This is a genomic window from Kitasatospora sp. NPDC004614 (assembly GCF_042873675.1).
Lineage (GTDB): Bacteria > Actinomycetota > Actinomycetes > Streptomycetales > Streptomycetaceae > Kitasatospora.
In genome coordinates this window covers 166,158-192,581 of sequence record NZ_JBIALR010000002.1, presented here as the reverse complement: position 1 = coordinate 192,581, position 26,424 = coordinate 166,158, and the positions used below count along the sequence as shown (strand labels likewise).

Genomic DNA, 26,424 nt, shown 5'->3' with positions numbered 1-26,424 from the left:
GGGGCGCGAGGGCCACCGGCCTCCGCGCCCCTGTGGCTGCCCGGACCTTCCCGATCAGCGGCGTAGGCTCGGGGAGCGCGGCAACGGCGCCGCCGTCAAGCACGACACCACAGTGAAGGACTTGTCATGGAGCTCGGCCTCATCGGTCTCGGCAAGATGGGCGGCAACATGCGCGAGCGCATCCGCCGCGCCGGCCACACCGTCATCGGCTACGACCGCAACCCCGACCTCGCCGACGTCGACAGCGTGGAGCAGCTGGTCGCCAAGCTCGAGGGCCCCCGCGTGGTGTGGGTGATGGTCCCGGCCGGCGGCCCGACCCAGGAGACCGTCGAGCACCTGGCCGAGCTGCTCTCCCCCGGCGACGTGGTGGTGGACGGCGGCAACTCCCGCTGGACCGACGACATCCAGCACGCCGAGCTGCTGGCCGCCAAGGGCATCGGCTTCGTCGACTGCGGCGTCTCCGGCGGCGTCTGGGGCCTGGAGAACGGCTACGCGCTGATGTACGGCGGCAACGCCGAGCACGTCGCGAAGGTCCAGCCGGTCTTCGACGCGCTCAAGCCCGAGGGCGAGTTCGGCTCGGTGCACGCCGGCAAGGTCGGCGCCGGCCACTTCGCCAAGATGGTCCACAACGGCATCGAGTACGCGATGATGCAGGCCTTCGCCGAGGGCTGGGAGCTGCTGGAGGCGGCCCCCGAGGTCACCGACGTGCGCGAGGTGTTCCGCAGCTGGCAGGAGGGCACCGTCATCCGCTCCTGGCTGCTCGACCTGGCGGTCCGGGCGCTGGACGACGACGAGCACCTGGCCAAGCTCAAGGGCTGGGCCGCGGACTCCGGCGAGGGCCGCTGGACGGTCGAGGCCGCGATCGACCACGCGGTGCCGCTGCCGGCGATCACCGCCTCGCTGTTCGCCCGCTTCGCCTCCCGCCAGGACGACTCGCCGCAGATGAAGATGATCGCCGCGCTGCGCAACCAGTTCGGCGGCCACGCGGTCGAGTCGAAGTAACCACCCACGGCCAGAAGGCGAGCGCAGTCCACCGTCATGCACGTCGCGCACCTGTCGCTCGCCGACTTCCGTTCCTACGCCCGGGTCGAGGTTCCGCTCGACCCGGGCGTCACCGCGTTCGTGGGGCCCAACGGGCAGGGCAAGACCAACCTGGTCGAGGCGATCGGCTACATCGCCACCCTGGGCAGCCACCGGGTCGCCACCGACGCCCCGCTGGTGCGCCTCGGCACCGAGCGGGCGGTGGTCCGGGCCAACGTGGTCGCCCAGGGCGGCCGGAACACCCTGGTGGAGCTGGAGATCACCCCCGGCAAGGCCAACCGGGCCCGGCTGAACCGCTCCGACAACGTCCGCCCGCGCGACGTGCTGGGCGTGCTGCGCACCGTGCTGTTCGCCCCCGAGGACCTCACCCTCGTCAAGGGCGACCCGGGCGAGCGCCGTCGCTTCCTGGACGAGCTGCTGACCGCCCGCGCGCCCCGGCTGGCCGGGGTGCGCTCCGACTACGAGCGGGTGCTCAAGCAGCGCAACGCCCTGCTGAAGACCGCCGCGACGGCCCGCCGGCACGGCGGCGGCAAGGCCGCCGACCTGGCCACCCTGGAGGTCTGGGACGGCCACCTGGCGCGCACCGGGGCCGAACTGACCGCCTTCCGGATCCAGCTGGTCGCCGCCCTGCAGCCGCTGGTCGCCGAGGCCTACCGCCAGCTCGCCCCGGGCGGCGGGGAGACCGTGCTGGAGTACCGCTCCTCCTTCGAGGGCGAGCTGCCGACCAGCCGCGAACAGGCCGAGCAGCAGCTGCTGGACGCCCTGCAGGCGGCCCGGCCGCAGGAGGTCGCGCGCGGCCTGACCCTGGTCGGCCCGCACCGCGACGAACTGCTGCTGCGGCTCGGCCCGCTGCCCGCCAAGGGCTACGCCAGCCACGGCGAATCCTGGTCGTACGCGCTGGCCCTGCGGCTCGCCTCGTACGAGCTGCTGCGCTCCGAGGGCGGCGAGCCGGTGCTGATCCTGGACGACGTCTTCGCCGAGCTGGACGCCCGCCGCCGCGACCGGCTGGCCGAGCTGGTGGCCGGCGGCGAGCAGGTGCTGGTCACCGCTGCGGTCGCGGAGGACGTCCCGAAGGCGCTCAGCGGCGCCCGGTACGCCGTCGCGGACGGCACCGTGACCCGGCTCACCGCGTGAGTCCCGGCGAGCCCGTACCCTGGACCGCTCGTCGGTGCAGTTGTCCACAGCCTGGGGATGGAGCGTGATGTCGGAGGGTTCGGAGCTTTCGGGTGTGGACCTGGCCCGGGTGGCGTTGCGCGCCGCCAAGGAGCAGGCCCGGCAGCGCGGCGAGCAGGTCCGCGAGCGCCGGGAGGCCAAGCGGACCGGACTGCGCAGCGGCGCCCGCGCGGACGGCCGCGACCCGGTGCCGCTGGGTGCCGCGCTGAACCGGCTGATCACCGAACGGGGCTGGGAGGCGCCGGCCGCGGTGGGCGGCGTGATGGGCCGCTGGTCGCAGATCGTGGGGCCGGACATCGCTGCGCACTGTGAACCCAAGTCGTACGCGGAGTCCGAGGCGGTGCTCACCGTGCAGTGCGACTCCACCGCGTGGGCCACTCAACTCCGGCTGCTGGCACGCCAGTTGGTGGCCCGGCTGAATCACGAGCTGGGGCACGGCACGGTCCGGGTGATCAAGGTACTGGGCCCGGACGCCCCGGTCCGCGGTTACGGGCGGTTGCGGGCGCCCGGCAGCAAGGGCCCCGGGGACACCTGGGGCTGAGCCCGGCGGAGCGGATCGGGGCCCTCCGGAATCGCTGACGGCCCGTCCAGGCGCTCTGAGCCCCCCTGCCGAGTATCGGGACTCGTCCCGAGGGGATTCAGGGCGGCACATCTGCCCTCAGGGGCTGCCAAACGCCCCTCTCTGTCAGTCGTACCGGTAGACTGAAGCGCAAACACCGTTGCGTGGAGCAACAGAGTCGAAACGCCGTGGTCGCACACCTGCCCAGACAAGCGGGAAGGGGCGCGGCCCCGCTGTGCCAGAGAGGGCGCTTCGTGGCCGATTCCGGCAACCCCAGCCAGACCCCAGACCCGTCCGACAACAAGGCGTACGACGCCAGCGCGATCCAGGTGCTGGAGGGACTCGACGCCGTCCGCAAGCGCCCCGGCATGTACATCGGCTCGACCGGTGAGCGCGGCCTGCACCACCTGGTCTACGAGATCGTCGACAACTCCGTCGACGAGGCGCTGGCCGGCCACGCCGACACCATCGACGTGACGATCCTGTCCGACGGCGGCGTGCGGGTGGTGGACAACGGCCGAGGCATCCCGGTGGGCATCATGCCCGGCCAGGACAAGCCGGCCGTCGAGGTCGTCCTGACCGTGCTGCACGCGGGCGGCAAGTTCGGCGGCGGCGGCTACGCGGTCTCCGGCGGTCTGCACGGCGTCGGCATCTCCGTGGTGAACGCGCTCTCCAACCGCCTCGCGGTGGACATCCTCACCGACGGCGCCCGCTGGACCCAGGAGTACAAGGCCGGTGCCCCGACCGCCCCGCTGGCCAAGCACGAGGCCACCGAGGAGACCGGCACCACCGTCACCTTCTGGGCCGACCCGGACATCTTCGAGACCACCGTCTACTCCTTCGAGACGCTCTCCCGCCGCTTCCAGGAGATGGCCTTCCTCAACAAGGGCCTGACCATCTCGCTGACCGACGAGCGCGCCGAGCACGCCGACGAGGAGGGCAAGCCGCTCGCCGTCACGTACAAGTACGACGGCGGCATCGCCGACTTCGTCGCGCACCTCAACTCCCGCAAGGGCGAGGCGGTCCACCCCTCGGTGATCGACTTCGAGGCGGAGGACAAGGACAAGCGGATCTCCGCCGAGATCGCGATGCAGTGGAACTCCTCCTACACGGAGGGCGTGTACTCGTTCGCGAACACCATCCACACCCACGGCGGCGGCACCCACGAGGAGGGCTTCCGTGCCGCGCTGACCGGTCTGATGAACCGGTACGCGCGCGACAAGAAGCTGCTCCGCGACAAGGACGACAACCTCTCCGGCGAGGACATCCGCGAGGGCCTGACCGCGATCATCTCGGTCAAGCTCGGCGAGCCGCAGTTCGAGGGCCAGACCAAGGACAAGCTCGGCAACACCGAGGCCAAGACCTTCGTGCAGAAGGTGGTCAACGAGCACCTGGCCGACTGGCTGGACCGCAACCCCAACGAGGCCGCGGACATCGTCCGCAAGTCCATCCAGGCCGCCAGCGCCCGGGTCGCCGCCCGCAAGGCCCGCGACCTGACCCGCCGCAAGGGCCTGCTGGAGTCCGCCTCGCTGCCCGGCAAGCTCTCGGACTGCCAGTCCAAGGACCCGGCCGAGTGCGAGATCTTCATCGTCGAGGGTGACTCGGCCGGCGGCTCCGCCAAGCAGGGCCGCGACCCGCGCACCCAGGCCATCCTCCCGATCCGCGGCAAGATCCTGAACGTCGAGAAGGCCCGGATCGACAAGGTGCTGCAGAACACCGAGGTCCAGGCGCTGATCTCGGCCTTCGGCTGCGGCATCCAGGAGGACTACGACGCCGAGAAGCTCCGCTATCACAAGATCGTGCTGATGGCCGACGCCGACGTCGACGGACAGCACATCCGCACCCTGCTGCTGACCCTGCTGTTCCGCTTCATGCGCCCGCTGGTCGAGGCCGGGTACGTCTACCTGGCGATGCCCCCGCTGTACAAGATCAAGTGGGGCCGGGACGAGTTCGAGTACGCCTACTCCGACCGCGAGCGCGACGCGCTGATCGCGGCCGGCGTCGAGGCCGGCCGCCGGCTCCCCAAGGACGACGCCATCCAGCGCTTCAAGGGCCTCGGCGAGATGAACGCCGAGGAGCTGCGCGTCACCACCATGGACGCCGCCCACCGCCTGCTGCTCCAGGTCACCCTGGAGGACGCCGCCCGTGCCGACGACCTGTTCTCCGTCCTGATGGGCGAGGACGTCGAGGCCCGCCGCTCCTTCATCCAGCGCAACGCGAAGGACGTCCGCTTCCTGGACGTCTGACGTCCGCCAAGGATCGTTGAAAGGAAACTGACCACCAGTGGTCGACGACAACCGTCCGGACGGCGGCGAGCAGCCCGAGGACAGCACCACCCCTGCCCAGAGCGGACACCGGGTCGAGCTCATCGAGCTCGAGACCGAGATGCAGCGCTCCTACCTCGACTACGCGATGAGCGTCATCGTGTCGCGCGCCCTGCCCGAGGTCCGCGACGGCCTCAAGCCGGTGCACCGCCGCGTGCTCTACGCGATGTACGACGGCGGCTACCGGCCCGAGAAGGGCTACTACAAGTGCGCCCGCGTGGTCGGCGACGTGATGGGTAACTACCACCCGCACGGCGACACCTCGATCTACGACACCCTGGTCCGCCTCGCGCAGACCTGGTCGATGCGGATGCCGCTGGTCGACGGCAACGGCAACTTCGGCTCCCCGGGCAACGACCCGGCCGCGGCGATGCGCTACACCGAGTGCAAGATGATGCCGCTGGCGATGGAGATGATGCGCGACATCGACGAGGAGACCGTCGATTTCGCCGCCAACTACGACGGCCGCCAGCAGGAACCCACCGTCCTGCCCGCACGCATCCCCAACCTGCTGGTCAACGGCGCCACCGGCATCGCGGTCGGCATGGCCACCAACATCCCGCCGCACAACCTGCGCGAGGTCGCCTCCGGAGCGCTCTGGGCGCTGGAGCACCCCGAGGCCTCCAACGAGGAGCTGCTGGAAGCCCTGATCGAGCGGATCAAGGCCCCCGACTTCCCGACCGGCGCGCTGATCGTCGGCCGCCGCGGCATCGAGGACGCCTACCGCACCGGCCGCGGCTCGATCACCATGCGCGCGGTGGTCGAGGTCGAGGAGATCCAGGGCCGCCAGTGCCTGGTGATCACCGAGCTGCCGTTCCAGGTCAACCCGGACAACCTCGCCCTGAAGATCGCCGACCTGGTCAAGGACGGCCGGATCGCCGGCATCGCCGACGTCCGCGACGAGTCCTCCTCGCGCACCGGCCAGCGCCTGGTCATCGTGCTCAAGCGGGACGCGGTCGCCAAGGTCGTGCTCAACAACCTGTACAAGCACACCGACCTGCAGACCAACTTCGGCGCCAACATGCTGGCCCTGGTCGACGGCGTGCCGCGCACCCTCTCGCTGGACGCCTTCATCCGGCACTGGGTCGCCCACCAGATCGAGGTCATCGTCCGCCGGACCACCTTCCGGCTGCGCAAGGCCGAGGAGCGCGCCCACATCCTGCGCGCGCTGCTCAAGGCACTCGACCAGATCGACGCGGTGATCGCGCTGATCCGCGCCTCGGAGAGCGCCGACGCCGCCCGCACCGGCCTGATGCAGCTGCTGGAGATCGACGAACTCCAGGCCAACGCCATCCTCGAGATGCAGCTGCGCCGCCTGGCCGCCCTGGAGAGCGCCCGCATCCTCAGCGAGCACGACGAGCTCCAGGCCAAGATCAACGAGTACAACGCGATCCTCGCCTCGCCCGCCCGGCAGCGCGAGATCGTCTCCGAGGAGCTCACCGCGATCGTCGAGAAGTACGGCGACGAGCGGCGCTCCACCCTGATCCCCTCCGACGGTGACCTCTCGATCGAGGACCTCATCGCCGAAGAGGACATCGTGGTCACCATCACCCGCGGCGGCTACGTCAAGCGCACCCGCTCCGACCTCTACCGCTCGCAGAAGCGCGGCGGCAAGGGCGTGCGCGGCGCGCAGCTGAAGCAGGACGACATCGTCGACCACTTCTTCGTCACCACCACGCACAACTGGATCCTGTTCTTCACCAACAAGGGCCGGGTCTACCGCGCCAAGGGCTACGAGCTGCCCGACGCCGGGCGCGACGCCCGCGGCCAGCACGTCGCCAACCTGCTGGCCTTCCAGCCGGAGGAGCACATCACCCAGGTGATGGCGGTGCGCACCTACGAGGACAAGCCGTACCTGGTGCTCGCCACCCGCGGCGGCCTGGTCAAGAAGTCCCCGCTCAAGGACTACGACTCCCCGCGCTCCGGCGGCCTGATCGCGATCAACCTGCGCCAGGACGAGGAGGGCCGGGACGACGAGCTGATCGGCGCCGAGCTGGTCTCCGCCGACGACGACCTGCTGCTGATCTCCAAGAAGGCCCAGTCGATCCGCTTCAAGGCCACCGACGAGGCACTGCGCCCGATGAGCCGGGCCACCTCCGGCGTCAAGGGCATGTCGTTCCGCGAGGACGACGAACTGCTCTCGATGAACGTGGTCCGCCCGGGGACGTACGTCTTCACCGCCACCGACGGCGGTTACGCCAAGCGGACGTCGGTCGACGAGTACCGTGTCCAGGGTCGCGGCGGATTCGGTATCAAGGCTGCGAAGATCGTCGAAGGCCGGGGCTCGCTGGTCGGCGCCCTGGTGGTCGAGGAGACCGACGAAATCATGGCCATCACGCTCTCCGGAGGAGTGATCCGGACCAGGGTTTCCGAGGTTCGTGAAACCGGACGTGACACCATGGGCGTCCAACTGATCAACCTCGGAAAGCGCGACGCGGTGGTGGGCATGGCCCGCAACGCGGAAGCCGACGAGGAGGAGGGCGCGGAGCTCGACGCCGAGGCGACCGAGACCGCGACCGCCACCGAGCACGAGGCGGACGGCACGCCCGACCAGGGCTGACGCACGACCGCGACCGTGGTGCCCGTCCCGCTTCCGGCGGGGCGGGCATCGCGGGTTGACCGCAGGCCAACCGGGCAGGCGGAGCGAGCACAACACGGACCAGGCGGTTCGATCGGCCTGGCGGACGGTTCGGGAGGACCACGGTGAGCGGAGCCACGGGTGCTGGAGGTGCCACGGGCGGTCTGTCGGGCGGACCGGGCGGGACACCGTACGGTGCGCCGCAGCGCCCCGAGAACCCCGCCACGTCCACCTCGGTGATGCCGCAGGCCGGCCAGCCCGGCTACAGCGGCCAGAACCCGCCGGCCCCCAGCGGCCCGCCCGGCTTCTCCCAGCCCACCACGTACGCCAAGGGCCAGAACACGCCGGCGCGCGGCACCCGCACCGGCGGCCCGGGCCCGCAGGGCGGCGCCCCCGGCGCCCCGCGCCCCGCACAGGGCACCGGTGGTGGCGGTGGCGGCGGCGGCGGCGGCACCGGCCGGGTCCGCAAGGCCCGGCTGCGGATCACCAAGGCCGACCCGTGGTCGGTCATGAAGGTCAGCTTCGTGCTCTCGCTGGCCGTCGGCATCATCGTCATCGTCGCCTCCGCGGTGCTCTGGATGACCCTGGACGGCCTCGGCGTCTTCGACTCCCTGACCAGCACCCTCAAGGACGTCACCGGCACCGACAGCTCCGGCGCGTTCAACCTGATGGACTACATCGGGTTCGGCAAGGTCATGCTGTTCACCACCCTGATCGCGGTGGTCGACGTGGTCCTGATGACCGCGCTGTCCACCCTCGCCGCGTTCATCTACAACACCGCGGCCGGCTTCACCGGCGGCGTCGAACTCACCCTCGCCGAAGAGGACTGACCCAGCGTCAGATCACGGAATTCCCCGGGCCCCGAAGGCTGTTGAAGCCTTCGGGGCCCGTCGCCGTCTCCGGCGGCAATCGGGTGACCGGGCGGCGCGCCGGGATCGGCCGCACCGCAGCCGCGTGGACAAATGACATACACGAACGAGCACGGGGCCCACCGGCCGCGACAGCGGACACCGGGCGGCCCGGACGGGTACGGCCGGTCGAGAGGTCCGTGATGGCGGAGAACGCACAGCAACTGGTCCGAGCACTCGAAGGCCTGATCGGCCGTCGGCTCCCACTGCGAGTACGCACCTGGGACGGCTCCCAGGCCGGCCCGCCGGGCGCCCCCACCATCGTCCTGCGCAACCGCCGCGCCCTGCGCCGCCTGATCTGCGCCCCCGGCGAGCTCGGCCTGGCCCGCGCCTACGTGGCCGGCGACCTCGAACTCGACCCCGGCACCGACCTCTACGAGGTGCTGGACGCCGTCGCCGCGTTCGCCGAGGACCCGGACATCCGCGCCCTGCGGCTCGGCCCGCGCCACTTCCTCGGCGCCCCCGGCCGCCGCCTGCTCGCCGCCGCCCTGCGCCTCGGCGCGCTCGGCCCGGTGCCCGCACCCCCGCCCGAGGAGGTCCGGAGCCGCCGCGGCAGCCTGCACAGCCGCCGCCGCGACCGCGCCGCGATCAGCCACCACTACGACGTCGGCAATGACTTCTACGGGCTCGTGCTGGGCCCCACCATGGTCTACTCGTGCGCCTACTGGACCCCCGACTCCAAGAGCCTGGAGGACGCCCAGGAGGCCAAGCTCGACCTGATCTGCCGCAAGCTCGGCCTGCGCCCCGGCATGCGACTGCTGGACGTCGGCTGCGGCTGGGGCTCCCTGGTGCTGCACGCGGCCCGCCACTACGGCGTCCAGGCGGTCGGAGTGTCCATCTCCACCGAGCAGGTCGCGCTGGCCCGTCAGCGGGTCGCCGAGGCCGGCCTGGCCGACCGGATCGAGATCCGGCTCCAGGACTACCGGGAGATCCCCGACGGGCCCTTCGACGCCATCTCCAGCGTCGGCATGGCCGAACACGTCGGCTCGGCCCAGTACCTGGTCTACGCCCGCCACCTGTACGACCTGCTCGCCCCCGGCGGCCGCCTGCTCAACCACCAGATCGCCCGCCGCCCGCTGGACCCAGGCGAGAAGTACCGGCTCTCCCCCTTCATCGACCGCTACGTCTTCCCCGACGGCGAGCTCTCCCCCGTCGGCGCCACCGTCACCCGCCTGGAGGAAGCCGGCTTCGAGGTCCGCGACGTCGAGGCCCTCCGCGAGCACTACGGCCGCACCCTCCGCGAATGGGTCGCCAACCTGGAGGCTCACTGGCCCGACGCCGCCGCCCTCGCCGGCCGCGGCCGAGCGCGGGTCTGGCGTCTCTACATGTCCGCCTGCGCCCTCGCCTTCGAGCAGAACCGCATCGGCATCAACCAGGTCCTCGCCGTCCGCCCCACCCCCGCGGGCGCCTCCCGCCTCCCCGCCACCCGCGCCCAGTGGCTCGCCGAGGCCACTGAGCAGCACCGTCCGACGGGGGCCGCGGATACGGATTTGGGAGATCAGCCATCGGTCCGCTAATCTTTGAGTGCGGCAAGGGCCTATAGCTCAGACGGTTAGAGCGCTTCCCTGATAAGGAAGAGGCCACAGGTTCAAGTCCTGTTAGGCCCACCGGCGCGAAGGCCCCGATCACCTGGTGATCGGGGCCTTCGACATTTTCCCCGTAACCTCCGGCCGCGACGGCTCGTTGAGCCCGGTGCGCAGAGGCGAAACACAGGGTGAGCTGACTCGAAACTGATGTGAAGTCGGGGATAGCCGGGCGACAGCCCCGGTCATTGGGTGACGTGGGACACAACGCGACCTCTGCTCCGGCCGGCGGATGACCGGCCCCGCCCGCCCCGGGCACCCGGGCGGTTCCCCCGTCACGTCTTCTTTCACCCTGTGAGGCATCCCCATGTCCATGGAAGCCGCCCTGCTCGAATCCAGGACGCTCCGAAGCGGCCTGTGCGAGCGCACCGAAGTCCTCGACGAGGTCAAGGCCCTCGTCCTGCTGCCCGACGGGCTGCACGTCACCACGCGGATGGTCGCCGACTACTTCGGGGTCGGCGAGAACGTGATCCGGTCGGTGCTCCGGCGTCACCGCCGGGAGTTGGAGAGCAACGGGTACACCGTCCTCAAGCCTGTGGACAAGCCCGGGATCCAGAAGTGCAATATGCGCTTCTGGCAGGTCAGCGGCCCGGAGAGCGGTCAGCCGCAGGCGGGGGCGGGCGATCTGTCCGCGCAGCCTGTGGACAACCCCGCGAACCAGAGTGACGAGGTGTCACTCTGGCAGGTCAGCGGCCCGGAGAGCGGTCAGCCGCAGGCGGGGGCGGGCGATCTGCCCGCGCAGCAAGTGGTCAGCCGCCCCCAGGGCGGTGGGAACGGTGTCGCCCTGTACTCCCGCCGGGCGGTGCTGAACGTCGCGATGCTGCTGCGGGACAGCGAGGTTGCCCGCCAGGTCCGCAGCCGACTGCTCGACATGATCGAGAGCGCGGCCCGTCCGGCGGCCGAGCCGCCGGGCGTCCACATGTTCCGGGCGCGGCCGTGGAAGCGGTGGAGCGAGCTGCGGTGGGACGAGGAGGAGGCGGTGCGGCGGGATCCGGCCGTGGCGGCGTGGCGGCGGCGGATCGACGGGCTGGAGCCGTTCGAGGAGTGCCTGCCCGCCGTGCCGCCGGCGGGGGAGGAGCCGGAGGACCTGCCGGGTGTGGTCGCCGAGCTGGCCGAGGCGCTCGGGTCGGTGGACCGGCGGTTGGAGGCGCAGGGCGTGGTGATCTCCGCGATCAGTGTGCGGATCGCCCGGCAGGAGTCGCGGCTGGACGCCCACGGAGGCCGGCTGGACGCGCTGAGCGAGGACGTCCGGGCGATCCGGCGGGATGTCGCGCTGATGCGCAGGCGTCGCCGCGGATAGTTGCCGGGGTGTTCGAAGGGCCCGTCGGCGGTGCGGAACCGACGGCGGGTCCGACTCGTCGGTATTCGGGGAAGGCAGTGGGCTCGCAGTCCGATGACCGTACTGGTAGGGAAGCGTCAAAGGCGCTTGCAGATCGGCCGGTTGACGGTGGCGGGGGCCGCTTCTGAACCGGTTACCGGTGTGTATCATCGGCCCCAGGGCGGTCTTCAGCCTGACCGCTGGTTCGTGCCCTTACATCCAAGTAAGCAAGAAGGACGAGGTCCCGCGGTGAAGAAGCTTCTCCTGGTCGCCCTGGTCGCCCTCGGCGGCTTCTTTGTCTACCGTCAGGTCCAGGCGGACCGCGCCGAGCAGGACCTGTGGACCGAGGCGACCGACCCGGTTCCGGCCGGCCGCTGAGCTGACGCACGAGTCTTCCTCGGACCGGCCTGCGGAGTACAGGCCGGGGCCGGTCCGAAACCCGCGTGGGGCGCTGCCCGGGAGCGGGTAGGCTAGTGCCCGTTGCTCGGGGCCTTAGCTCAGTTGGTAGAGCGCTGTCTTTGCATGGCAGATGTCAGGGGTTCGACTCCCCTAGGCTCCACAGTCGTTGAACGGCCCCCGACCTGGGGAAACAGGTCGGGGGCCGTTTGCGTGCCCGGAACCTTCCCGCACAGATTCCCGCACCGACCTGTGCTGCGGGCGTACGCTAATGCAATGGCCCACATTCGCGTTCGAGAACGCAAAGACGGCAGTCGCGTTTACACGGTCACATGGCGTAGCGATGGGAGGGGGAGCAAGGAGCAGGGGGAGCCCTTCGCCGACGAGAAGTCAGCCGAGCGCTTCAAGGACTTGGTCAACGGACACGGCCAGCAGTGGCCGCCCGGATGGGTACCGGGCAGGGGATTCGTCGAGCCGGATCCGGACCCGGAGCCGGCCGCCGAGATCGACCCGGCCCACTGGTTCGAGCCGTACGCGATGAAGCACATCGACAACCTCACCGGTGTCGAGGGCGGCACCAAGCGGAAGTACCGGCGCCTGGTCGAGCAGAACATGGTGCCGTGGTTCCGTGACCACGCCGTGGTGGATGGCCCGTACGCCATCCGCAGCGAGCATGTGAAGCAGTGGGTCAACGACATGGCCGACGGTGTACCCGCGCCCCACGACCCGCCCGAGAAGAAGCGGCGAAAGTTCGCGGCCAAGACCATTCGCAACCAGCACGGTCTGCTGTCTGCGATCCTCGCGGCGGCCGCCTCCGGCGAGAACCCGCTTCGCAGCGTGAACCCGTGTCTCGAGACCAACCTTCCCCGGGCGGACGACTCGGATGAGGAGGTCGCCACCTTCCTCGAACACTGGGAGGCCGGCCTGATCCTCAGGCATCTCGCGCCGGACGCCGTTGACCTGGCCCAGGTGCTGCTGTCCACGGGCCTGCGGTGGGGAGAGGCCACTGCCCTGCAGGTGCGCGACCTGGTCAGGATCAACGGTCGTCCGGCGATACGGATTTCGCGGGCCTGGAAAGAAGCCGAGGACGGCGGGCGCGAGATCGGGCCGCCGAAGAGCAAGAAGAGCCGGCGAACCTTGGTTCTGGCCCCGTTGGAGGCAGCCATCCTGCAGCGGGCTGCCCGAGGCAAGAAGCAGACCGACATCCTCTTCCCGGCCCCGGAGGGAGCGGCCTGGCAGGCTGGGACGTTCCGGCGGCTGCGCTGGCTGCCTGCAGTGGAGGCGGCCCAGGCCGAGGGGCTGACCAAGGCGCCGCGGATCCATGACCTTCGGCACACTCACGCGTCGTGGCTGATCTACCGGGGGATCCCGCTGCCGGCCATCTCGGCGCGCCTCGGCCACGAGAGCATCCAGACCACGGTCGACCGGTACGGCCACCTGCTCATCATCATGGACGACGACCTGGTCTCCGCCGTCGCTTGGTCGATGGAGTTCGCGCTGAAGGTCGAGATCCCCGACGATGTCCGCCAGGCGGCCGCCTTGCTCGAGGTGCCGGTCCGGGCCTGAAAAACGCCGTCGGGCCCCTGCGTGGCGGGGGCCCGACGGCGAGTTTCACAGTGTTGCGGGGACGGGCGGCGACAACCCCGCCCGGCCTTCGATGATGATCCGGGGAACCAGCGGAGCGAGCACCTCGAGCGCGGTGTCGGCGTCCAGTTGGTGGGCAGTCACCCACGCGTCGATGAGCGACGCGGCAGCTGCCACGTCTCTCTCGGCGTACACCTGGTGATCGGCGATCAACACCAGGCTGTCGCCGATCAGGGCCAGGACGGACGGAGCACCGTCGTCCAGCCGATCCGTGATGTACCTGACACTTCGTGGGCCCAAGTCAACCCCCTGTCTCGGCATATGCCGCGTCCCGCGAGGCCGAATCGAACGTACACCCGATGAGTGGCCGGAAACAGGAGGTTGTCGATCCGCATCAAAGATGTTTGGGATTAAACATCCCTTGGCTCGCTTTTTGCATCGCTCTGGGCGATCAGTGCCTCAAGGACCGCCCGAATCCTGGGCAGTTCATGCGGGTTCACCTCAGCGAGGTGGCTCACGATCGCGCGGGCGTCCGGGGGGAGATCGCTCAGCTCACTGCTCGTGTACTCCAGAAACTGCTCTGCGGCGGCCGCCTGTACTTGGGTGCGCGGCAGTCTGAGGCCGACGGCAAGGGCCCTGAGGGTGTGAGGTTCTGGGGCCCGGTTGACCTTCCCCTTCGCGAGGTCGTTCAGCCAACTGAGGCCCGGGCCGTTGCCCGTCTCTGGGTCGATGGACTGTTTTGCGATCTCTCGGAAGGTGGTACCGCCGGCCAGCGCCTCATTGAGGATGTCCGTCAAGGGCGTCGGGCGAGGATCTCCCCCGCTCGTGCTGTTGGCCATCGCCGTCTCCTTCGCGCGCTTCCCCCTCGGTCGGAGGGGTACTCGGGCGCGAACGACGCGCCCGCGTTCGCGAACGAGGCTACAGGTGCCGGGATCGGCGCGCTTCATGCTGCCCGACAAGTTCACGCCATCTTGAGCGCGAGATGAGGTTCCGCTGAGGTTGTTCTCGATTGGGAACAACGGCATGGCGTTCTGAAACGAGAACGCGTATGGTTCATTCCGGAACACCGAGGCGCATTCAGCGGCTCGGAGCAGCAAGGAGTGACCCATGACCCTCGCCCTCGCCCGGCCCGCGCCGGCCGCCCTCGCGGAACTGCACATGCCCGTCCCCCCGCTCCCCGGTGGCGTCCCGTACCTCACGTACAAGGGGCTCGCCGAGTACCTCGGCATCAACGAGCTCTGGCTGCGCCGCCACATCAAGCGCCTGCCTCACGAGAAGTACGGGCGAGAGGTCCGGTTCAGCGCCGCAAACGTCGCTGCGATCCGCGCGATGCACAGCCACGCCCCGCTGCCCGCTGAATCGGGCGAGGCGCCGCTCATCCCGCTGGCGACCGGCCGCACCCGCCGGGCGTGATCGCGGTGGCGAACCAGAAGCCGGAGTCCCCGCTCCTCCTGGTCCGGATCGTCGGAGCCCCCGTACCGGCCGCCGCGGCGATCGCCGCGCTCCGCAGCAGCGGCAGCTTCACGATCGCTCGTGTCTCCCGCCCGCTGCCGGCTGGGCGTGACGGCGAGATCCGCCAGTACGTACGGCTCCGCCCGCGCACCGGCCAGTAACGACAAGGGCCGTCCCGGGGTCCAGCCCGGAACGGCCAGCCCTACCCACGCCAACAGTCAGGAGTAGGACATGAATCAGCCTACCGGCGCTCTGCAGCGCCAGGCCCGAGCCCTTCGAGTCGTGGCACGGCTCACTGCGGCTGCCCTCGTCACCACCGACCCGGCCGCTCCGGCCCCGCGCTGGGAGTTCCCGGACGCCGGGGACACCGCCGCCCGCGCCACCTTCGACGGCCCGGCCGGCCTGGTGGGACTCAACGCCTGGCGGGAGATGCTCGGTGACGCTGCCAAACTCAACTCGCGCCGTACCCCGACCGGGATGGCCTGGGCGCTGACGGTGCGACAGGACGGCGTGACCGTCGTGCTGTGCGCCGCCGCCGCGTTCACCCGTCCCGTTCCCGCCACCTCCGTTGCTCCGGCCCGACTGGCGGTAACGGCATGAGCCACCGCACCTACGGAGAGCTGTTCCAGCAGTACACCAGCGCTACGCCCGAGATCGGGGTCGACGCGCTCGCAGCGATCCACGCATTGGACCTCGACACGATCGTGCCGATCGCCAAGGGCTGGCCGACGGACTGGCGGCTGCACGCCGAGCTGCTGCTGCACGCCGCTGGCGAGGTGCTCCGCGGCCTGGTGGCCGAGGTGGTGATCCTCGACCGTGAACTTGCCAAGACTGAGGCCGAGTTGGAGCGCTCGAAGATCGCCGCCCGTGTGGCCACCGAAGCGGCGACCGAGGCCGTTCAGGCCGCTGAGGCCCGATTCCCCATGCACAGGCCGGACAGCCCGCCGATCGCGTCTGCTGCTCGGGTCGCGTACCAGGCGGCGCTCGCCCTCACCCCGGCACCCGTGACGATCTCGCTCGACGCCTACGAGAACACCCCGTCGGTCCACTTGTTCGGGGCCAGTGCCGTCACACAGTGGGCCGACCAGCTCGGCAGGCCTGTAGTCGTCGAGGAGACCGAGCGGGACGGTTCCACCCGGATCAAGGCCACCATCGAGGTGGACGGCGTCAGGGTGGAGATGTTCGGTACCGGCTCGCGGCCGGCCGCCGCCCCCGAGCTGGAGTCGACCCAGTGACCGTCGACCGCACCCACGCCGCCGAGCTGGTCATCCGGGCGATGCTCTTCCGCGACCCTCGCCCGGCCAGCATCGCCCAGGCCCTCGCCGACGCCGGCCTGCTCCGCAGCCCGCTGGCCACCGTGTACCGCGCCCTCTACGACACCGACAGCCTCGGCCTGCACACCACGGCAGGAGCGGCCGCCCATGTCTGCGAGGAGGCTGCTGCCCAGGACTGGCCCGACGCGCGGCTCACCTGGTCCCCGGTCGTAGAGGACGAGCCGGAGGGGCTGATGGCCATGTACGCGGGCGACACCCCGACCGAGTACTACACCGAGCCGCTGCTGGTCCACGACTCGACCGGCGGTGCGCGGTGAGGACGCGCCCGCACTTCACCTCGCCCGGCGCGACCGCGGCGCAGAAGGCATGGAACGAGGGTAAGACCGGCACGCCGAAGCCGCGCCCGGCGATCCCGCTCACCGAGTGCTGCCCCGTTGACGGGTGCGGCGCGACCATGTCCCCGCCGCCCGCCGCCGTCACCGGCTGGACCTACGCCGAGGTGGCCGGGTCGACCGATCCGGGGCGCTGGTGGTGCTCCGGATCCTGCGCCGCTGTCGGCATCGCCCGCGCCGAGCTGCTGGTGGTGGCCCCGTGACGCTCATCCTGCTGCTCATCGTCCTGCAGGTCCTGGCCCTCGCCGGCCTGCTCGTGCTGTGGGTGGACGACCTCCTCTACGAGATGCGCACCGACCGTCCGGGCTACCACCGCCGCGTCTACGCGGTGACCGTCCGGCAGTGACCGCCGCGCCCGGGCCGGTGCCGTTCTTCGGCCTACGAGTCGTGTTCGGCTCCGGCCCGTGGCCCCGGGCCGGCCAGTCCTACATCCCCCCGACCGCCGACTACGCCTGCCCCTGTGGCTGGACCGACGCCGCGTACGGCCCCGCCGCCGTCGCCCGGTTCGCGCACCGCGAGCACGGCGTAGCGGCCCAGCACAGCCAGCACTGCCAGCTCCGCACCGAAAGGCACCCCGCCCCATGAGCACGACCACCCTCCGCATCGACACCACCACCGGCGAGCTGATGCCCGACCAGGTCCCGGTGCCGTTCGGCCAGTTCCTCGACCAGCACATGAACGGGCGCGTCCACGACGACGCCACCGCCGAGCTGCACCAGCTCATCGCCGCCGTCACCGCGCACTGCAAGAAGGGGACGTTGGCCGTGCTGGTCACCGTCGAGCCGTCCCGCGGCAACGTGGACGGGAACCCCATCAGCATCGCGATCACCACCGTGCTGAAGGCGCCGAAGGGGATCACGCCCAGCGCCCCGTACTACGTGGATGCCGAGGGCAACCCGTCGAAGCACGACCCGCGGGTGGACCTCCGCCAGCCCGCGCTGTTCGGGGGAGAGCGATGAACGGCCCGGACCACTACGAGATGGGCGCTGCACTGGCGGTCCGTGCCGAGCGGCTCGCTGCGGACTTCCCCGCCGAGGCACTGGCCGTGGCCACCACCGCCACCGCGCACGCCACTCTGGCGCTCGCCGCCGCGGTCGGTATCTCCGCCGGCTACCCCGGCGGCCTCCTCCCCATCACCGACTTCTACCGGTGGTCCGAGGTCGCCAGCGTGCTGCGGGCGCCCGACCTCGACGTCCGAGGTCCGCGCGGCCACGTCCGGCTGGCAGACCCGTTCCCCGTGCTGGTCGCCGCGCTGCGCGCCTACGCCGACGAGCACCCGCTCGCCGCCGAGTTCACCGACGTGGAGCGCCGCGACCGGATCGCCGAGCACCTGGCCGCCGCGCTGCTCGCCGACCGCACCGACGGCGCCCCGTACGTCCCGCCCCAGCCCGACGGCCCCAGCCAGCCGTAGGCCCCACACAGCGGTGGGGCCCAAAGCACAGCGAGCCCGGGCCCCACCGCACCAACACCATCCGAGGGAGCACCATGCCGCGGCCCGCTGCCGCTGCCGCCCTGCCCGACCCCGCCGGGCAGCCCCCGGCCGAGCACGTCACCCGCTTCCCCGCCCGCTGGCTCGGCGTCGAGACCGTCACCGGGGACACCCTGCGCGCGGTCACGCTCGTGGGTGACTACGCCCGGATGCGTGACGGCTACTGCTGGGCCGCGGACCCCACCCTGGCCGCTGTCCTCCGCCTCCACCCCCGCACCGTCGCCGCCGCGCTGCGCACCGCCGAGGAGGCCGGCCTCGTCCAGGCCGAGCGCCGCCCGGGCGGCACCTCAGCCCGCACCATAACCCCGGCCGCCGAGGACGAGCTGATGGTCTGCATCAGCGCCGCTGCCCGCAACACCCTCGGCGGCAGCCAGTTCGTCACCTACTGCGCGCTGGCCGTCCGCCAGCACCTCGATGACCGCACCTCGATGCGCCGCATCTCGGCGATGTGCGGCATCTCAGAGGCCACCGCCCGGACTGCCGTCGCCGAGCTGGTCGCCACCGGCTGGATCAGCCGCACCGACTCCGCCGGCGCCGCCGCCCACTACACCGCCCACCCCGCCCCGATCGCCGGCATCCCCACCCAGCTCGCCCTGTTCGCCAAACTGCGCCGGACCGCCGTCGACCGCCGCGAGCAGCCCGCCGCTACCGCCCCAGCGGAGTGCGACGGCCAGCTCTCCTTCGACTTCACCCCTCCCAACTCGGCTCCCACCACCCCTCCCAACTCGGCTCCCACCACCCCTCCCAACTCGGCTCCCCAAACAGGCTCCCTACAACAAGATCCCTCCAACAGGCCTGCCGCCGTGGGCGGTTGCGGTTCCGGCGCAGCCGAAACCACCTCACCGCGCGACACGGGCGCGCGCCCGGGTACCCGCGCGACGTCCGCCCGGGCTGGGCGCCCGTCGGCTTCGCCGGCACCGACTACCACCCTGCCCCCACTCCTCATCACCCCCCAGATCCGCCGCGTCCTGGCCGAGCTCCCCGACGCCCTCATCGACCGGATGAGCCGCTGGGAGCAGCGGGAGGCCGCCCGCGCCATTGGTGCCGCGATCCACGAGGCCGACGGCAACGTCGTCCGGGTCGCCGACCGTGTGCAGCGTCGCTGGGCATTCGCCACGCCGGACGCCATCCGCTCGTCGTACGGCTGGCTCACCCGGGTCGGCTTGGCCCGCCGCGGCTGCGACCGGCCGTCCTGCGAGGCGGGCTGGGACTTCGTGCACCGCGCCGACTGCATCGCCTGCGGCTACCTGGCCGAGGGCACCCGGGCCCGCGCCGCCGCCCGCCGCCACCCAGCCCCGGCAGCAGCTACGACGCCCGCCCCGCCCGCCGGACACCCGCCCGTCATCCCCCGGCCGTCCCGGCCCCGGTACTGCCCGACCCACCCGTCCGTCGCCGTGCCGTGCGCGATGTGCGCCGCGCCGGCCGCCTCGGAACCCGTTCCGGACGCCGCCGCCCGGGCCCGCGCCCTGGCCACCGCCCGGACCGCCCGTGCCGCCTACCGCGGCACTACCGTCCCGACCCCCGCCGCCGCCTGAAAGGACCGCCTGATGCCTCCCAGCCGCGCCGCCCTCGCCGTCAAGCACGCGCGAGTCCGTGAACTCGCCGCCAAGAACGTCCCCACCGCCGTCATCGCCCGCACCCTCGGCATGGACCGCCGCGAGGTCCGCAAGGTCCGTAACGCGGCCGACCTGCCCGCCCCGCCCCGCGGCTACGAGCGACAGCCCCTCACCCTTGAGGAGAAGTGGGCCGAGCGGACCCGTCCGCTCGCCGACGGCCACCTCGAATGGACTGGTGAGCGCCAGAACGCCAGCCGGACCCCCGTCCTGCGCTATCGCGGCCGCTCGTACAGCCCGGCCGCGATCGCGTTCCGCATGCAGCACGGCGTCGCTCCGGTCGGCCAGGCGTTCAGCGGCTGCGGCACCCGCCACTGCGTCGCCCCTGCCCATGTTGACGACACCGCTCGCCGGATCCGGGACCGCAACGCGCTGCGGGTCGTACTCGGTACCGCCGCCCGGCCCGCCGTCTGCCGCCGCGCCGGCCACGACCAATCCGTCCACGGACGCATCCAGCCCAACGGGGCCGCGTACTGCCAGGCGTGCAAGCGGGGCGACAAGGCCGCCGCCCGCCTCGCAGCCGGCAACAGCAGCCCCGCCGACACCCGCTGATGGCCCGCCACCCCGCCAGACCATGGAGACCAACATGACCACCAACCAGCCCACCGCCCGCCAGGAACTGCTCGACGAGCTCCTCACCGGCGAGGACCCGTCGGCACCCGAGTACCCCGACGCGCCCGCCATGTCCGCCCGCGTGCTCGGCCTTCGCGCCGCCGCCCGCATCGCCCGCGCCGTGCAGAAGGGCTGACCCATGGCCACCCCCGACGAATACGCGCCGCTCATCGCCCTCGACCCGCCCGCCGCCGGTCGTTGGACCGTCACCGCCGACAACGTGTGGGACGTCCTCGCCGAGACCGACGCGGCCGGCCTGTGGGCCGGGAAGCCCCACTTCGCCCCGGCGCCGACGGGTGCCGAGTCCAGCACGGTGGTCGACGGGATCACGCTCAGGCCGCCCAACGTGCCCGAGCGGGTCGTGGCGTACTTCGGCGACACCATCGTGCTCGCCGACGGCGTCTGGTCGGTCGAGCGCGCCGAGGCGGGTGTCCGGTGACCGCGCCCACCCCGCCCGCTGAGTGGACCACCACCACCGAATGGCCGATCCGGCTCAAGCTCGGCAGCCACCCGGTGCACGCCGCGGCGAACGTTTGGCGTAGCTGGTACGAGTGCTGGACTGCATGCGGCAAGCGGCCCGGTGAGTACCAGACCCCGATGCCGTCCGGCTGGAGCGTGACCTGCCGCGGATGCCGTACGGCGCTCGCCACCCAGGCCGAGGCGACGGGGGCGAGCCGGTGACCGCGCCCGAGCAGCCCGACCTCCGTCAGCGCATTCTCGAAGCCCTTCACGGCGTCCTGCGCGACGCCCTGAATGCCGCCCGGTGGCCCACCTCTACCGGTCTCGTGGCCATCGAGCAGACCGACGCCGCGCTGGCCGTGGTGCAGGCCGAGCTGGACGCCGCCCGTGCCGAGCGCGACCAGTACTGCGACCGCGTCGACACCCTCACCGCCGTCTGCCGGAGCAACAAGCAGGCGCACCGGATCACCGTCGGCGAAGTCGACCGGCTCACCGCTGAGCTGGCCGCCTGCGACGCCGACACCGCCCGGCTCCGCGAGGCGCACGCCGCCCTGGCCCTTCAGGCCGGCCACTACGAGCGCCGCTGGGAATCCACCGTTGCCGAGGCCCGGAGGCAGGCCCGCCGCGCCGACGCCGCCGAGCACCAGCTCTCGACCGACAACCACCTCCGTCGCAACGCCGAGGCCAACTACACCATCGCGGTGAGCCTCCGGGCCAAGGCTGATGACGTCCTCGCCTTGCACCGCCCGGTCACCCGCGGCGCCATGACGATCTGCGACGCCTGCTCCCCGAAGCGCGGCGACGGGCCGTCCCGCCACGTCCTCGTCGCCTACCCCTGCCCGACCGCCGCCGTCCTCAACGCTCCGTTCCTTCCGACCACCTGACCACCCGTCAACCCGAGGGGTCCGAAATGACCACCCAGAATGCCACCGACATCACCTACGACGATACCGAGCCCTGCGGCGAGGGCATGTGCCGCTGCGACTGCGACGAGCAGCACGGCCCGTGCGGCTGCGACTGCCCCCGCGACGACTACGGCCAGCTCCTCTACCGGGACTGACAGCCGCCCAATCACCCACCCGCCGGCCGCCCGCACCAGGCGGCCGGCCCCAACCAGAAGGAGCAGCACCGTGTACCCGGCCCTGTTCAGCACCCCCGGCATGAAGCAGTTCGCCGAAGAGGTCGACGCCGAGTGCCAGGCCCAGATCACCAAGTTCGGCGACCAGTGCCATCCCAACCTGACCGGCACCCCGATCTCACGGAACGACGCCCGCCTCCTCTTCGCCAAGTACGCCGCGAACTACCGCGACATCAACAACGGCAGCTTCGACCCGCGCGACCCGGACCGGCGCCTCGACTGGACCGGAATCCTCCTGGAGGAGGTGTACGAGGCGGTCGCCGAAGCCGACCCCGCGAAGCTCCGCGCCGAGCTGATCCAGGTCGCCGCCGTGTGCGCGGCCTGGGTGCACGACCTCGACCGCCACTGACCCCACCCGCCGGCCGCCTCGCTCGGTCGGCCGGCCCAACCCGAAGGAGCACCTCATGGGCATCCACACCAGCGCGTACCTCGCGTACGGCGCCCCCATCACCGGGGTCCGCTACGGCGACGACCTCAACGCCCCCCTCGCCACCTACAACGCGACCGTCACCTACCCCGACCCCCACCGCGACCGCGTCGGTCACCTCGCCGCCGGCAGCTACGACAACGACAAGCTCTACCTGGTCACCTACTGCGCCAACGCCGACCTCGACGACCCCGAGCGACTGACCGTCGACGACCTCAACCCGCTGCACCCGCCGCACTGGGACCGGCACCTGCATGCCGCCGCCAAGGCCTGCGGCGTGCACCTGATGAGCGCGCCCGGCTGGCTGCTGATCGCCGCCCAGAGCTGACCAACCTGCCCCGTGGCTGCCGCGCGATGCGGCGGCCACCCCACCACCAGGAGCACACCGTGACCCGCCCACTCACCAGCACCGAACACCAGCTCCTCGACCAACTCGTCCGCACCGGCCAGTCGATCGGCGTCCTCGCCGCCCGTGACCCGCGGCACGCCCGCGAGATCCGCAACACCGCCGCCCGCTGCTGCCGGGCCCTCGGCGCCCGCACGCTCGACCACGCCATCCAGGTCCACCGCACCAACCAGGAGACCCAGTGACCCCCGAACAGACCCTCACCGCTGCCGCGGCCAAGCTGCGCAGCCTCGCCACCGCCGCCCACGCCACGGCCCCCGGGCCGTGGAGCACCCGACCCAGCTACCGGCGGCCGCACCTCAGCCACCCCGAAGACGCGACCGGACGCCGGCTCGCCCACGAGGGTGCCGTCAGTACCCGAGGCGGCGCGCCCTGGATCTACACGGACGTGTCCGCGTACCTCGCCCTCATGCACCCCGCCGTCGGCCTCGCGGTTGCCTCGCTGCTCGCCGAGGAGGCCGACAGCGTCGCCCAGGACGGCGGCGTCGTCCAGAACTCCACCACGGAAGCCGCCCTCGCCATCGCCCGCGCCATCCTCGGCGAGCAGCCGTGACCCGCGAGCACGCACCGCGTCCCGGCCGCACCTGGGAGACCGCCGTCCGATCGGTCGAGCACGTGGTGGAGGAGAACCAGGCCGAGCCGCGGCCCAACCGCGAGACGCGTCGAGCAGCGGCCCGCACCAACAACGCCCGCCAGCTGTTCACCGCCGCCGACGAGTACCCGCTACCGCCGGACCGCACCACCACCGACCTGCCCGACATTGGCACCTACCCGCCCGGGAGCACCACGTGAACCTCCTCCAACCCACCGACGAGCAGCGCGAAGAACTCGCTCGCGCGATCGCCGAGTTGACCGCCACCATGCAGGCGTCCGCCGCCGCGTTCGTGCAGGTGGTGGTCCCCGCCGTCCAAGCCGCAGCGCAGCAGTTCGCCATCCTCCAGCAGCAGTTGCAGGCCGCCGGCTTCCTTGACGCCAGCGGTAAGCCCGCCCGGCTCACCGACCGCCCCGCCTGGCAGACCCCGTACGGACCGCCCGCACGCCGCCACTGACTGCCCGATCTCGCCACCAGCCGCCCACCGCCTGACCAGCGCCACGAGGAGACCGCCATGCTCACCCCCGCCGCCACCACCCGCCTCCACCACCAGCTCCGCGAGCTGCCCGAGCTCCTCGCCTACGCCCACCTCGCTGTGATGCCCGGCAGCACTGCCCGCACCGGCTACGTCACCGGCGCCACCCGCACCGCCCCCACCCCGGCCCGGCTCGACGTCCTGTCCCTCCTCGGCCCCGCCGCCACCGACACCGTCCACGACCCGCACGGCGACCAGGACGGCCTCACCCCCGCCACCGGCACCATCACCGCCTGGACCCGCATCCACACCGAGGAACACGGCCAGCAGCCCGCCAACGCCACCCTCGGCGCCCAACTCGCCTACCTCACCGCCCTGCTGCCCTGGGCCGCCGAACAGCCCTGGGCCAACGAGTACGCCGCCGAAATCGCCGACATCCACCGCCGCTGCACCCCCCTCGCGCTCCTCCACCCCCGCCGGCGCGCGATGCAGCTCCCCTGCCCCCGCTGCCAGCTGCTGACCCTCACCACCGAAGACGGCCACGACACCGAGTGCTGCAACCCCGGATGCGGCACGATCCTCCGCCCCGACGAGTACGACCAGCGCGCCACCGCCTACGCCGACTCCCTCAACGCCGCCGCCTGACTCACCCGCCGCACGGGGTGACTCACACCGCGAGTCACCCCGCCCGACCCCTGAGGCATCCACGATGAACCCGCCCACCACGACCACCGACGAGACCCGAACCGCCATAGCCCGGGCCCTCGCCAGCCCCTACGTCTACCGCACCGCCATGCCCCCGCAGGGTGGCCCCGAACTCGCCGACTCGCGCCCGAGTCAGGCTCAACGGGAGGCCGCTGAAGCGACGCTGGTCGCCCTCCACCGCTGCTGGCGACGCGGTGACTCAACCCGCACCGCCGCCGCCACGTGCGGGGTGAGTCAGTCCACCGCCACCAGGCGCTACCGCGAGTTCAAAGCCAGCACCAACGAGGCGGCCCGGCCGCTGGTGAGTCGCGCGAGCGCTTGAAGCAGCGAGCAGGGCCCCTCCGGCGGAGAGTGCCGGAGGGGCCCTGCTGTATCGGCGGGATCAGTTGTTCTGCGCCTGCTCCCGCCTGGCCGCCTGCGTGTTCAGATTGTTGGCCGTGGTGATCACGCCCTTCGCGCTGCCGTCGTACCCATCGGAAACGGCGTCGTGGATGATGTTCGCTGCCACGTCCCGCATCGTCTCGGGGCTGCCGTGCCAGTTCTGCTCGCTCGGGGTGGTTCGCTCCGTTGCCATGGGCCGATCCTGGCCCGCCAACAGCCAAGCCCGGGGCAGTTGTTCGAACCCGACCGGGACCGCACTGCCCGCGATCGAAGTCAGTAGCGCACGACGGCGGCCGGGGTCCACAGCTGAGCGCTTGCGCAAGATCCGCCCGTTGTGCGACGCTACTGCCAGCACCACATGTGTGCCCACAGACACTCAGAACCCCGCAGCCGAGCAGTAGCTGCGGGGTTCTGGCGTTTCCTCAGGAGGTGCACATGGACCAGTTGCTCACCGGCCCGCAGGCCGCCGAGCTGTGCCAGGTCAGTCCCATCACCATCCGGAACTGGAAACGCCGCGGGCTCATCACCCCTGACGGGCTCGACGAACGCGGGCGCCCGCTCTACAACCAGCTCACCATCGCCAGAGCCGAAGCCCACACGCGGCGGCGCGCCGGCCGCCAGCTCCCCGCCGCATAGACCAGCGGCCCGCCGAACTCCCCCCACGGCGGGCCGCTCCCATTCGGGCCGGTCACAGCACCGTCACAACGCCCACACGGTGGCCATGCGCGTGCCACCGTGTCGGCCATGCGCATACGACTCCTCGCCGCCGGCCTGACCGCAGTTGCCATCGCAACCCTCACCGCCTGCAGCAGCAACCCGGCATCCCCGGCAGCACGATCCTCCAGCAGCCCAACTCAGCCGGCCAACAGCCCGAGCACCGCCAGCATCGGTTCGAGCGCCCCGCCCGCAGGCAGCATCCCGTCCCCCAACGCTGCACAGACCGCTGGACTGGTCGCCGCGCTGAAGGCCGTCAACCCCGAGATCGCTGTGGACCAGGCCAAGGCTGTCGCCCGGGCCCGCAACGTCTGCCAGGAGATCAAGGCTGGCAAGGACGACACCACCCTGGCCGCCAACGCTGCGGCTCGGTTCAGCGGAGGCAGCGTCACCATCACTCCCGAGCAGGGCACCGCGATCGTCGCTGGCGTGAAGGCGGCCTTCTGCTCGTGACCGTCGCACCAATGAGCCCCCGAGGAAACGTCCTTGGGGGCTCACGCATGTACGGGAGGTGCCTGTGGCCGGAACCTCCCGCCACCGCGCCGGCCGCCCGTACGCCCGCGCGCGCCGCGAGATGTTCGCGATCTACGGCACCATCTGCCACATCTGCGGCCACGACGGCGCAGGCGAGGCCGACCACCTCGAACCCGTCAGCCTCAACCCCGGCCAGCCCGTCGACCCGCACGGCATGCGCCCGGCACACGGCGCGAACGCTCCCTGTTCGACCTGCGGCCGGCTGTGCAACACCGAGCGTGGCAACCGCACGCTCCAACGGGCCATCAAGACCTCGCAGGCGTGGTGAATATGCACCCCCTCTGACCTGCGGTTTTG

41 protein-coding genes and 2 tRNA genes are annotated in these 26,424 nt (G+C 71.5%); 40 read left to right on the top strand and 3 right to left on the bottom strand.

Annotated elements, in window-relative coordinates; genetic code table 11:
- Nucleotides 1-126: 126 nt before the first annotated feature.
- The 12 genes from gnd (at nt 127) to ACFYST_RS06275 (ending at nt 13,446) form a co-directional block, all read left to right on the top strand.
- Complete coding sequence (gnd, locus tag ACFYST_RS06330; protein ID WP_387639828.1) at nt 127-1,002, top strand: phosphogluconate dehydrogenase (NAD(+)-dependent, decarboxylating); 876 nt, start codon at nt 127-129, stop codon at nt 1,000-1,002.
- Nucleotides 1,003-1,038: 36 nt separating this feature from the next.
- Nucleotides 1,039-2,175 carry a DNA replication/repair protein RecF gene (recF, locus tag ACFYST_RS06325; RefSeq protein WP_387639831.1) on the top strand — a complete coding sequence of 379 codons (1,137 nt, stop codon included), beginning with the start codon at nt 1,039-1,041 and terminating at the stop codon, nt 2,173-2,175.
- A gap of 67 nt (nt 2,176-2,242) precedes the next feature.
- Entirely contained in the window at nt 2,243-2,755 is a 513-nt protein-coding gene (locus ACFYST_RS06320; RefSeq protein ID WP_387639835.1) for a DUF721 domain-containing protein, read from the top strand.
- A 272-nt stretch (nt 2,756-3,027) separates the two neighbouring features.
- Nucleotides 3,028-5,019, top strand: a complete 1,992-nt coding sequence (gene gyrB / locus ACFYST_RS06315) for a DNA topoisomerase (ATP-hydrolyzing) subunit B (RefSeq protein ID WP_387639837.1) — start codon at nt 3,028-3,030, stop codon at nt 5,017-5,019.
- A gap of 37 nt (nt 5,020-5,056) precedes the next feature.
- Nucleotides 5,057-7,657: a DNA gyrase subunit A gene (gyrA, locus tag ACFYST_RS06310; RefSeq protein WP_387639840.1), complete on the top strand. Its 2,601-nt coding sequence runs from the start codon at nt 5,057-5,059 to the stop codon at nt 7,655-7,657.
- Nucleotides 7,658-7,800: 143 nt separating this feature from the next.
- On the top strand, nt 7,801-8,505 hold the full coding sequence (locus tag ACFYST_RS06305; RefSeq protein WP_387860399.1) for a DUF3566 domain-containing protein: 705 nt from the start codon (nt 7,801-7,803) through the stop codon (nt 8,503-8,505).
- A 221-nt stretch (nt 8,506-8,726) separates the two neighbouring features.
- On the top strand, nt 8,727-10,100 hold the full coding sequence (locus tag ACFYST_RS06300; protein ID WP_387860396.1) for a class I SAM-dependent methyltransferase: 1,374 nt from the start codon (nt 8,727-8,729) through the stop codon (nt 10,098-10,100).
- Between the two features lie 16 nt (nt 10,101-10,116).
- Nucleotides 10,117-10,190: transfer RNA gene (locus tag ACFYST_RS06295), tRNA-Ile, on the top strand.
- Between the two features lie 283 nt (nt 10,191-10,473).
- Nucleotides 10,474-11,466 (top strand): hypothetical protein, encoded by a 993-nt coding sequence (locus ACFYST_RS06290; protein WP_387860393.1) that lies wholly within the window; start codon nt 10,474-10,476, stop codon nt 11,464-11,466.
- 267 nt (nt 11,467-11,733) lie between these two features.
- Nucleotides 11,734-11,862, top strand: coding sequence for a DLW-39 family protein (locus ACFYST_RS06285; protein ID WP_014137031.1), 129 nt, complete (start codon nt 11,734-11,736; stop codon nt 11,860-11,862).
- 108 nt (nt 11,863-11,970) lie between these two features.
- Nucleotides 11,971-12,043 (top strand) — tRNA-Ala (locus tag ACFYST_RS06280).
- A 113-nt stretch (nt 12,044-12,156) separates the two neighbouring features.
- On the top strand, nt 12,157-13,446 hold the full coding sequence (locus ACFYST_RS06275) for a tyrosine-type recombinase/integrase (RefSeq protein WP_387860390.1): 1,290 nt from the start codon (nt 12,157-12,159) through the stop codon (nt 13,444-13,446).
- Between the two features lie 45 nt (nt 13,447-13,491).
- On the opposite strand, the gene ACFYST_RS06270 is transcribed toward ACFYST_RS06275, so the two are convergent.
- Together ACFYST_RS06270 and ACFYST_RS06265 are read right to left on the bottom strand one after the other, a co-directional pair.
- Nucleotides 13,492-13,764 (bottom strand): hypothetical protein, encoded by a 273-nt coding sequence (locus tag ACFYST_RS06270; protein WP_387860387.1) that lies wholly within the window; start codon nt 13,762-13,764, stop codon nt 13,492-13,494.
- A gap of 110 nt (nt 13,765-13,874) precedes the next feature.
- Entirely contained in the window at nt 13,875-14,303 is a 429-nt protein-coding gene (locus ACFYST_RS06265) for a hypothetical protein (protein WP_387639912.1), read from the bottom strand.
- Between the two features lie 268 nt (nt 14,304-14,571).
- Here ACFYST_RS06265 and ACFYST_RS06260 point away from each other — a divergent pair, with 268 nt between their 5' ends.
- The 25 genes from ACFYST_RS06260 (at nt 14,572) to ACFYST_RS06140 (ending at nt 24,820) form a co-directional block, all read left to right on the top strand.
- The gene (locus tag ACFYST_RS06260; protein ID WP_387639915.1) at nt 14,572-14,877 is read left to right on the top strand and encodes a hypothetical protein; all 306 of its coding nucleotides are present in this window, start codon (nt 14,572-14,574) and stop codon (nt 14,875-14,877) included.
- Entirely contained in the window at nt 14,874-15,077 is a 204-nt protein-coding gene (locus tag ACFYST_RS06255) for a hypothetical protein (protein ID WP_387639917.1), read from the top strand. Before ACFYST_RS06260 ends, ACFYST_RS06255 begins: the two co-directional genes overlap by 4 nt.
- 70 nt (nt 15,078-15,147) lie before the next feature.
- Nucleotides 15,148-15,516, top strand: a complete 369-nt coding sequence (locus tag ACFYST_RS06250; RefSeq protein WP_387639919.1) for a hypothetical protein — start codon at nt 15,148-15,150, stop codon at nt 15,514-15,516.
- The gene (locus tag ACFYST_RS06245) at nt 15,513-16,151 is read left to right on the top strand and encodes a hypothetical protein (RefSeq protein ID WP_387639922.1); all 639 of its coding nucleotides are present in this window, start codon (nt 15,513-15,515) and stop codon (nt 16,149-16,151) included. The genes ACFYST_RS06250 and ACFYST_RS06245 overlap by 4 nt, the downstream gene beginning before the upstream one ends.
- A complete protein-coding gene (locus tag ACFYST_RS06240) occupies nt 16,148-16,507 on the top strand; it encodes a hypothetical protein (RefSeq protein WP_387639925.1) in 360 nt (119 codons plus the stop codon). The genes ACFYST_RS06245 and ACFYST_RS06240 overlap by 4 nt, the downstream gene beginning before the upstream one ends.
- Nucleotides 16,504-16,785 carry a hypothetical protein gene (locus ACFYST_RS06235; RefSeq protein ID WP_387639927.1) on the top strand — a complete coding sequence of 94 codons (282 nt, stop codon included), beginning with the start codon at nt 16,504-16,506 and terminating at the stop codon, nt 16,783-16,785. Before ACFYST_RS06240 ends, ACFYST_RS06235 begins: the two co-directional genes overlap by 4 nt.
- On the top strand, nt 16,782-16,928 hold the full coding sequence (locus ACFYST_RS06230; RefSeq protein WP_387639930.1) for a hypothetical protein: 147 nt from the start codon (nt 16,782-16,784) through the stop codon (nt 16,926-16,928). The genes ACFYST_RS06235 and ACFYST_RS06230 overlap by 4 nt, the downstream gene beginning before the upstream one ends.
- Nucleotides 16,925-17,167 carry a hypothetical protein gene (locus ACFYST_RS06225; RefSeq protein ID WP_387639932.1) on the top strand — a complete coding sequence of 81 codons (243 nt, stop codon included), beginning with the start codon at nt 16,925-16,927 and terminating at the stop codon, nt 17,165-17,167. The genes ACFYST_RS06230 and ACFYST_RS06225 overlap by 4 nt, the downstream gene beginning before the upstream one ends.
- Nucleotides 17,164-17,541 (top strand): hypothetical protein, encoded by a 378-nt coding sequence (locus ACFYST_RS06220; protein WP_387639934.1) that lies wholly within the window; start codon nt 17,164-17,166, stop codon nt 17,539-17,541. Before ACFYST_RS06225 ends, ACFYST_RS06220 begins: the two co-directional genes overlap by 4 nt.
- A complete protein-coding gene (locus ACFYST_RS06215; RefSeq protein ID WP_387639937.1) occupies nt 17,538-17,993 on the top strand; it encodes a hypothetical protein in 456 nt (151 codons plus the stop codon). The genes ACFYST_RS06220 and ACFYST_RS06215 overlap by 4 nt, the downstream gene beginning before the upstream one ends.
- 74 nt (nt 17,994-18,067) lie before the next feature.
- The gene (locus ACFYST_RS06210) at nt 18,068-19,606 is read left to right on the top strand and encodes a hypothetical protein (RefSeq protein ID WP_387639940.1); all 1,539 of its coding nucleotides are present in this window, start codon (nt 18,068-18,070) and stop codon (nt 19,604-19,606) included.
- A gap of 12 nt (nt 19,607-19,618) precedes the next feature.
- On the top strand, nt 19,619-20,236 hold the full coding sequence (locus tag ACFYST_RS06205) for a hypothetical protein (protein ID WP_387639942.1): 618 nt from the start codon (nt 19,619-19,621) through the stop codon (nt 20,234-20,236).
- 34 nt (nt 20,237-20,270) lie between these two features.
- Entirely contained in the window at nt 20,271-20,432 is a 162-nt protein-coding gene (locus ACFYST_RS06200; RefSeq protein ID WP_387860384.1) for a hypothetical protein, read from the top strand.
- A 3-nt stretch (nt 20,433-20,435) separates the two neighbouring features.
- Nucleotides 20,436-20,735, top strand: coding sequence for a hypothetical protein (locus ACFYST_RS06195; protein WP_387639946.1), 300 nt, complete (start codon nt 20,436-20,438; stop codon nt 20,733-20,735).
- On the top strand, nt 20,732-20,977 hold the full coding sequence (locus ACFYST_RS06190; RefSeq protein ID WP_387639948.1) for a hypothetical protein: 246 nt from the start codon (nt 20,732-20,734) through the stop codon (nt 20,975-20,977). Before ACFYST_RS06195 ends, ACFYST_RS06190 begins: the two co-directional genes overlap by 4 nt.
- Nucleotides 20,974-21,639 (top strand): hypothetical protein, encoded by a 666-nt coding sequence (locus ACFYST_RS06185; protein ID WP_387860381.1) that lies wholly within the window; start codon nt 20,974-20,976, stop codon nt 21,637-21,639. The genes ACFYST_RS06190 and ACFYST_RS06185 overlap by 4 nt, the downstream gene beginning before the upstream one ends.
- A 26-nt stretch (nt 21,640-21,665) precedes the next feature.
- A complete protein-coding gene (locus ACFYST_RS06180) occupies nt 21,666-21,815 on the top strand; it encodes a hypothetical protein (protein ID WP_387639952.1) in 150 nt (49 codons plus the stop codon).
- A gap of 70 nt (nt 21,816-21,885) precedes the next feature.
- Nucleotides 21,886-22,242: a hypothetical protein gene (locus ACFYST_RS06175; RefSeq protein ID WP_387860378.1), complete on the top strand. Its 357-nt coding sequence runs from the start codon at nt 21,886-21,888 to the stop codon at nt 22,240-22,242.
- A gap of 55 nt (nt 22,243-22,297) precedes the next feature.
- Entirely contained in the window at nt 22,298-22,648 is a 351-nt protein-coding gene (locus tag ACFYST_RS06170; RefSeq protein ID WP_387639958.1) for a hypothetical protein, read from the top strand.
- A 59-nt stretch (nt 22,649-22,707) separates the two neighbouring features.
- Nucleotides 22,708-22,911, top strand: a complete 204-nt coding sequence (locus ACFYST_RS06165; protein WP_387639961.1) for a hypothetical protein — start codon at nt 22,708-22,710, stop codon at nt 22,909-22,911.
- Nucleotides 22,908-23,279, top strand: coding sequence for a hypothetical protein (locus ACFYST_RS06160; protein ID WP_387639964.1), 372 nt, complete (start codon nt 22,908-22,910; stop codon nt 23,277-23,279). The genes ACFYST_RS06165 and ACFYST_RS06160 overlap by 4 nt, the downstream gene beginning before the upstream one ends.
- Entirely contained in the window at nt 23,276-23,518 is a 243-nt protein-coding gene (locus ACFYST_RS06155; protein ID WP_387639967.1) for a hypothetical protein, read from the top strand. The genes ACFYST_RS06160 and ACFYST_RS06155 overlap by 4 nt, the downstream gene beginning before the upstream one ends.
- Nucleotides 23,515-23,775 carry a hypothetical protein gene (locus ACFYST_RS06150; RefSeq protein WP_387639970.1) on the top strand — a complete coding sequence of 87 codons (261 nt, stop codon included), beginning with the start codon at nt 23,515-23,517 and terminating at the stop codon, nt 23,773-23,775. The genes ACFYST_RS06155 and ACFYST_RS06150 overlap by 4 nt, the downstream gene beginning before the upstream one ends.
- A gap of 57 nt (nt 23,776-23,832) precedes the next feature.
- Complete coding sequence (locus tag ACFYST_RS06145; RefSeq protein ID WP_387860375.1) at nt 23,833-24,438, top strand: hypothetical protein; 606 nt, start codon at nt 23,833-23,835, stop codon at nt 24,436-24,438.
- A gap of 64 nt (nt 24,439-24,502) precedes the next feature.
- The gene (locus ACFYST_RS06140; protein WP_387860372.1) at nt 24,503-24,820 is read left to right on the top strand and encodes a hypothetical protein; all 318 of its coding nucleotides are present in this window, start codon (nt 24,503-24,505) and stop codon (nt 24,818-24,820) included.
- 60 nt (nt 24,821-24,880) lie between these two features.
- Here ACFYST_RS06140 and ACFYST_RS06135 read toward each other — a convergent pair whose 3' ends face one another.
- Nucleotides 24,881-25,072, bottom strand: a complete 192-nt coding sequence (locus ACFYST_RS06135) for a hypothetical protein (RefSeq protein ID WP_387860369.1) — start codon at nt 25,070-25,072, stop codon at nt 24,881-24,883.
- A 242-nt stretch (nt 25,073-25,314) separates the two neighbouring features.
- On the opposite strand from ACFYST_RS06135, the gene ACFYST_RS06130 reads away from it, so the two are divergent.
- The 3 genes from ACFYST_RS06130 to ACFYST_RS06120 all read left to right on the top strand — a co-directional run bounded on the left by ACFYST_RS06130 (nt 25,315) and on the right by ACFYST_RS06120 (nt 26,395).
- Nucleotides 25,315-25,515 (top strand): MerR family DNA-binding transcriptional regulator, encoded by a 201-nt coding sequence (locus tag ACFYST_RS06130; protein WP_387860366.1) that lies wholly within the window; start codon nt 25,315-25,317, stop codon nt 25,513-25,515.
- A 108-nt stretch (nt 25,516-25,623) separates the two neighbouring features.
- Nucleotides 25,624-26,046, top strand: a complete 423-nt coding sequence (locus ACFYST_RS06125; protein WP_387860363.1) for a DUF732 domain-containing protein — start codon at nt 25,624-25,626, stop codon at nt 26,044-26,046.
- Nucleotides 26,047-26,110: 64 nt separating this feature from the next.
- The gene (locus tag ACFYST_RS06120) at nt 26,111-26,395 is read left to right on the top strand and encodes a hypothetical protein (protein WP_387860360.1); all 285 of its coding nucleotides are present in this window, start codon (nt 26,111-26,113) and stop codon (nt 26,393-26,395) included.
- Nucleotides 26,396-26,424 lie beyond the last annotated feature (29 nt).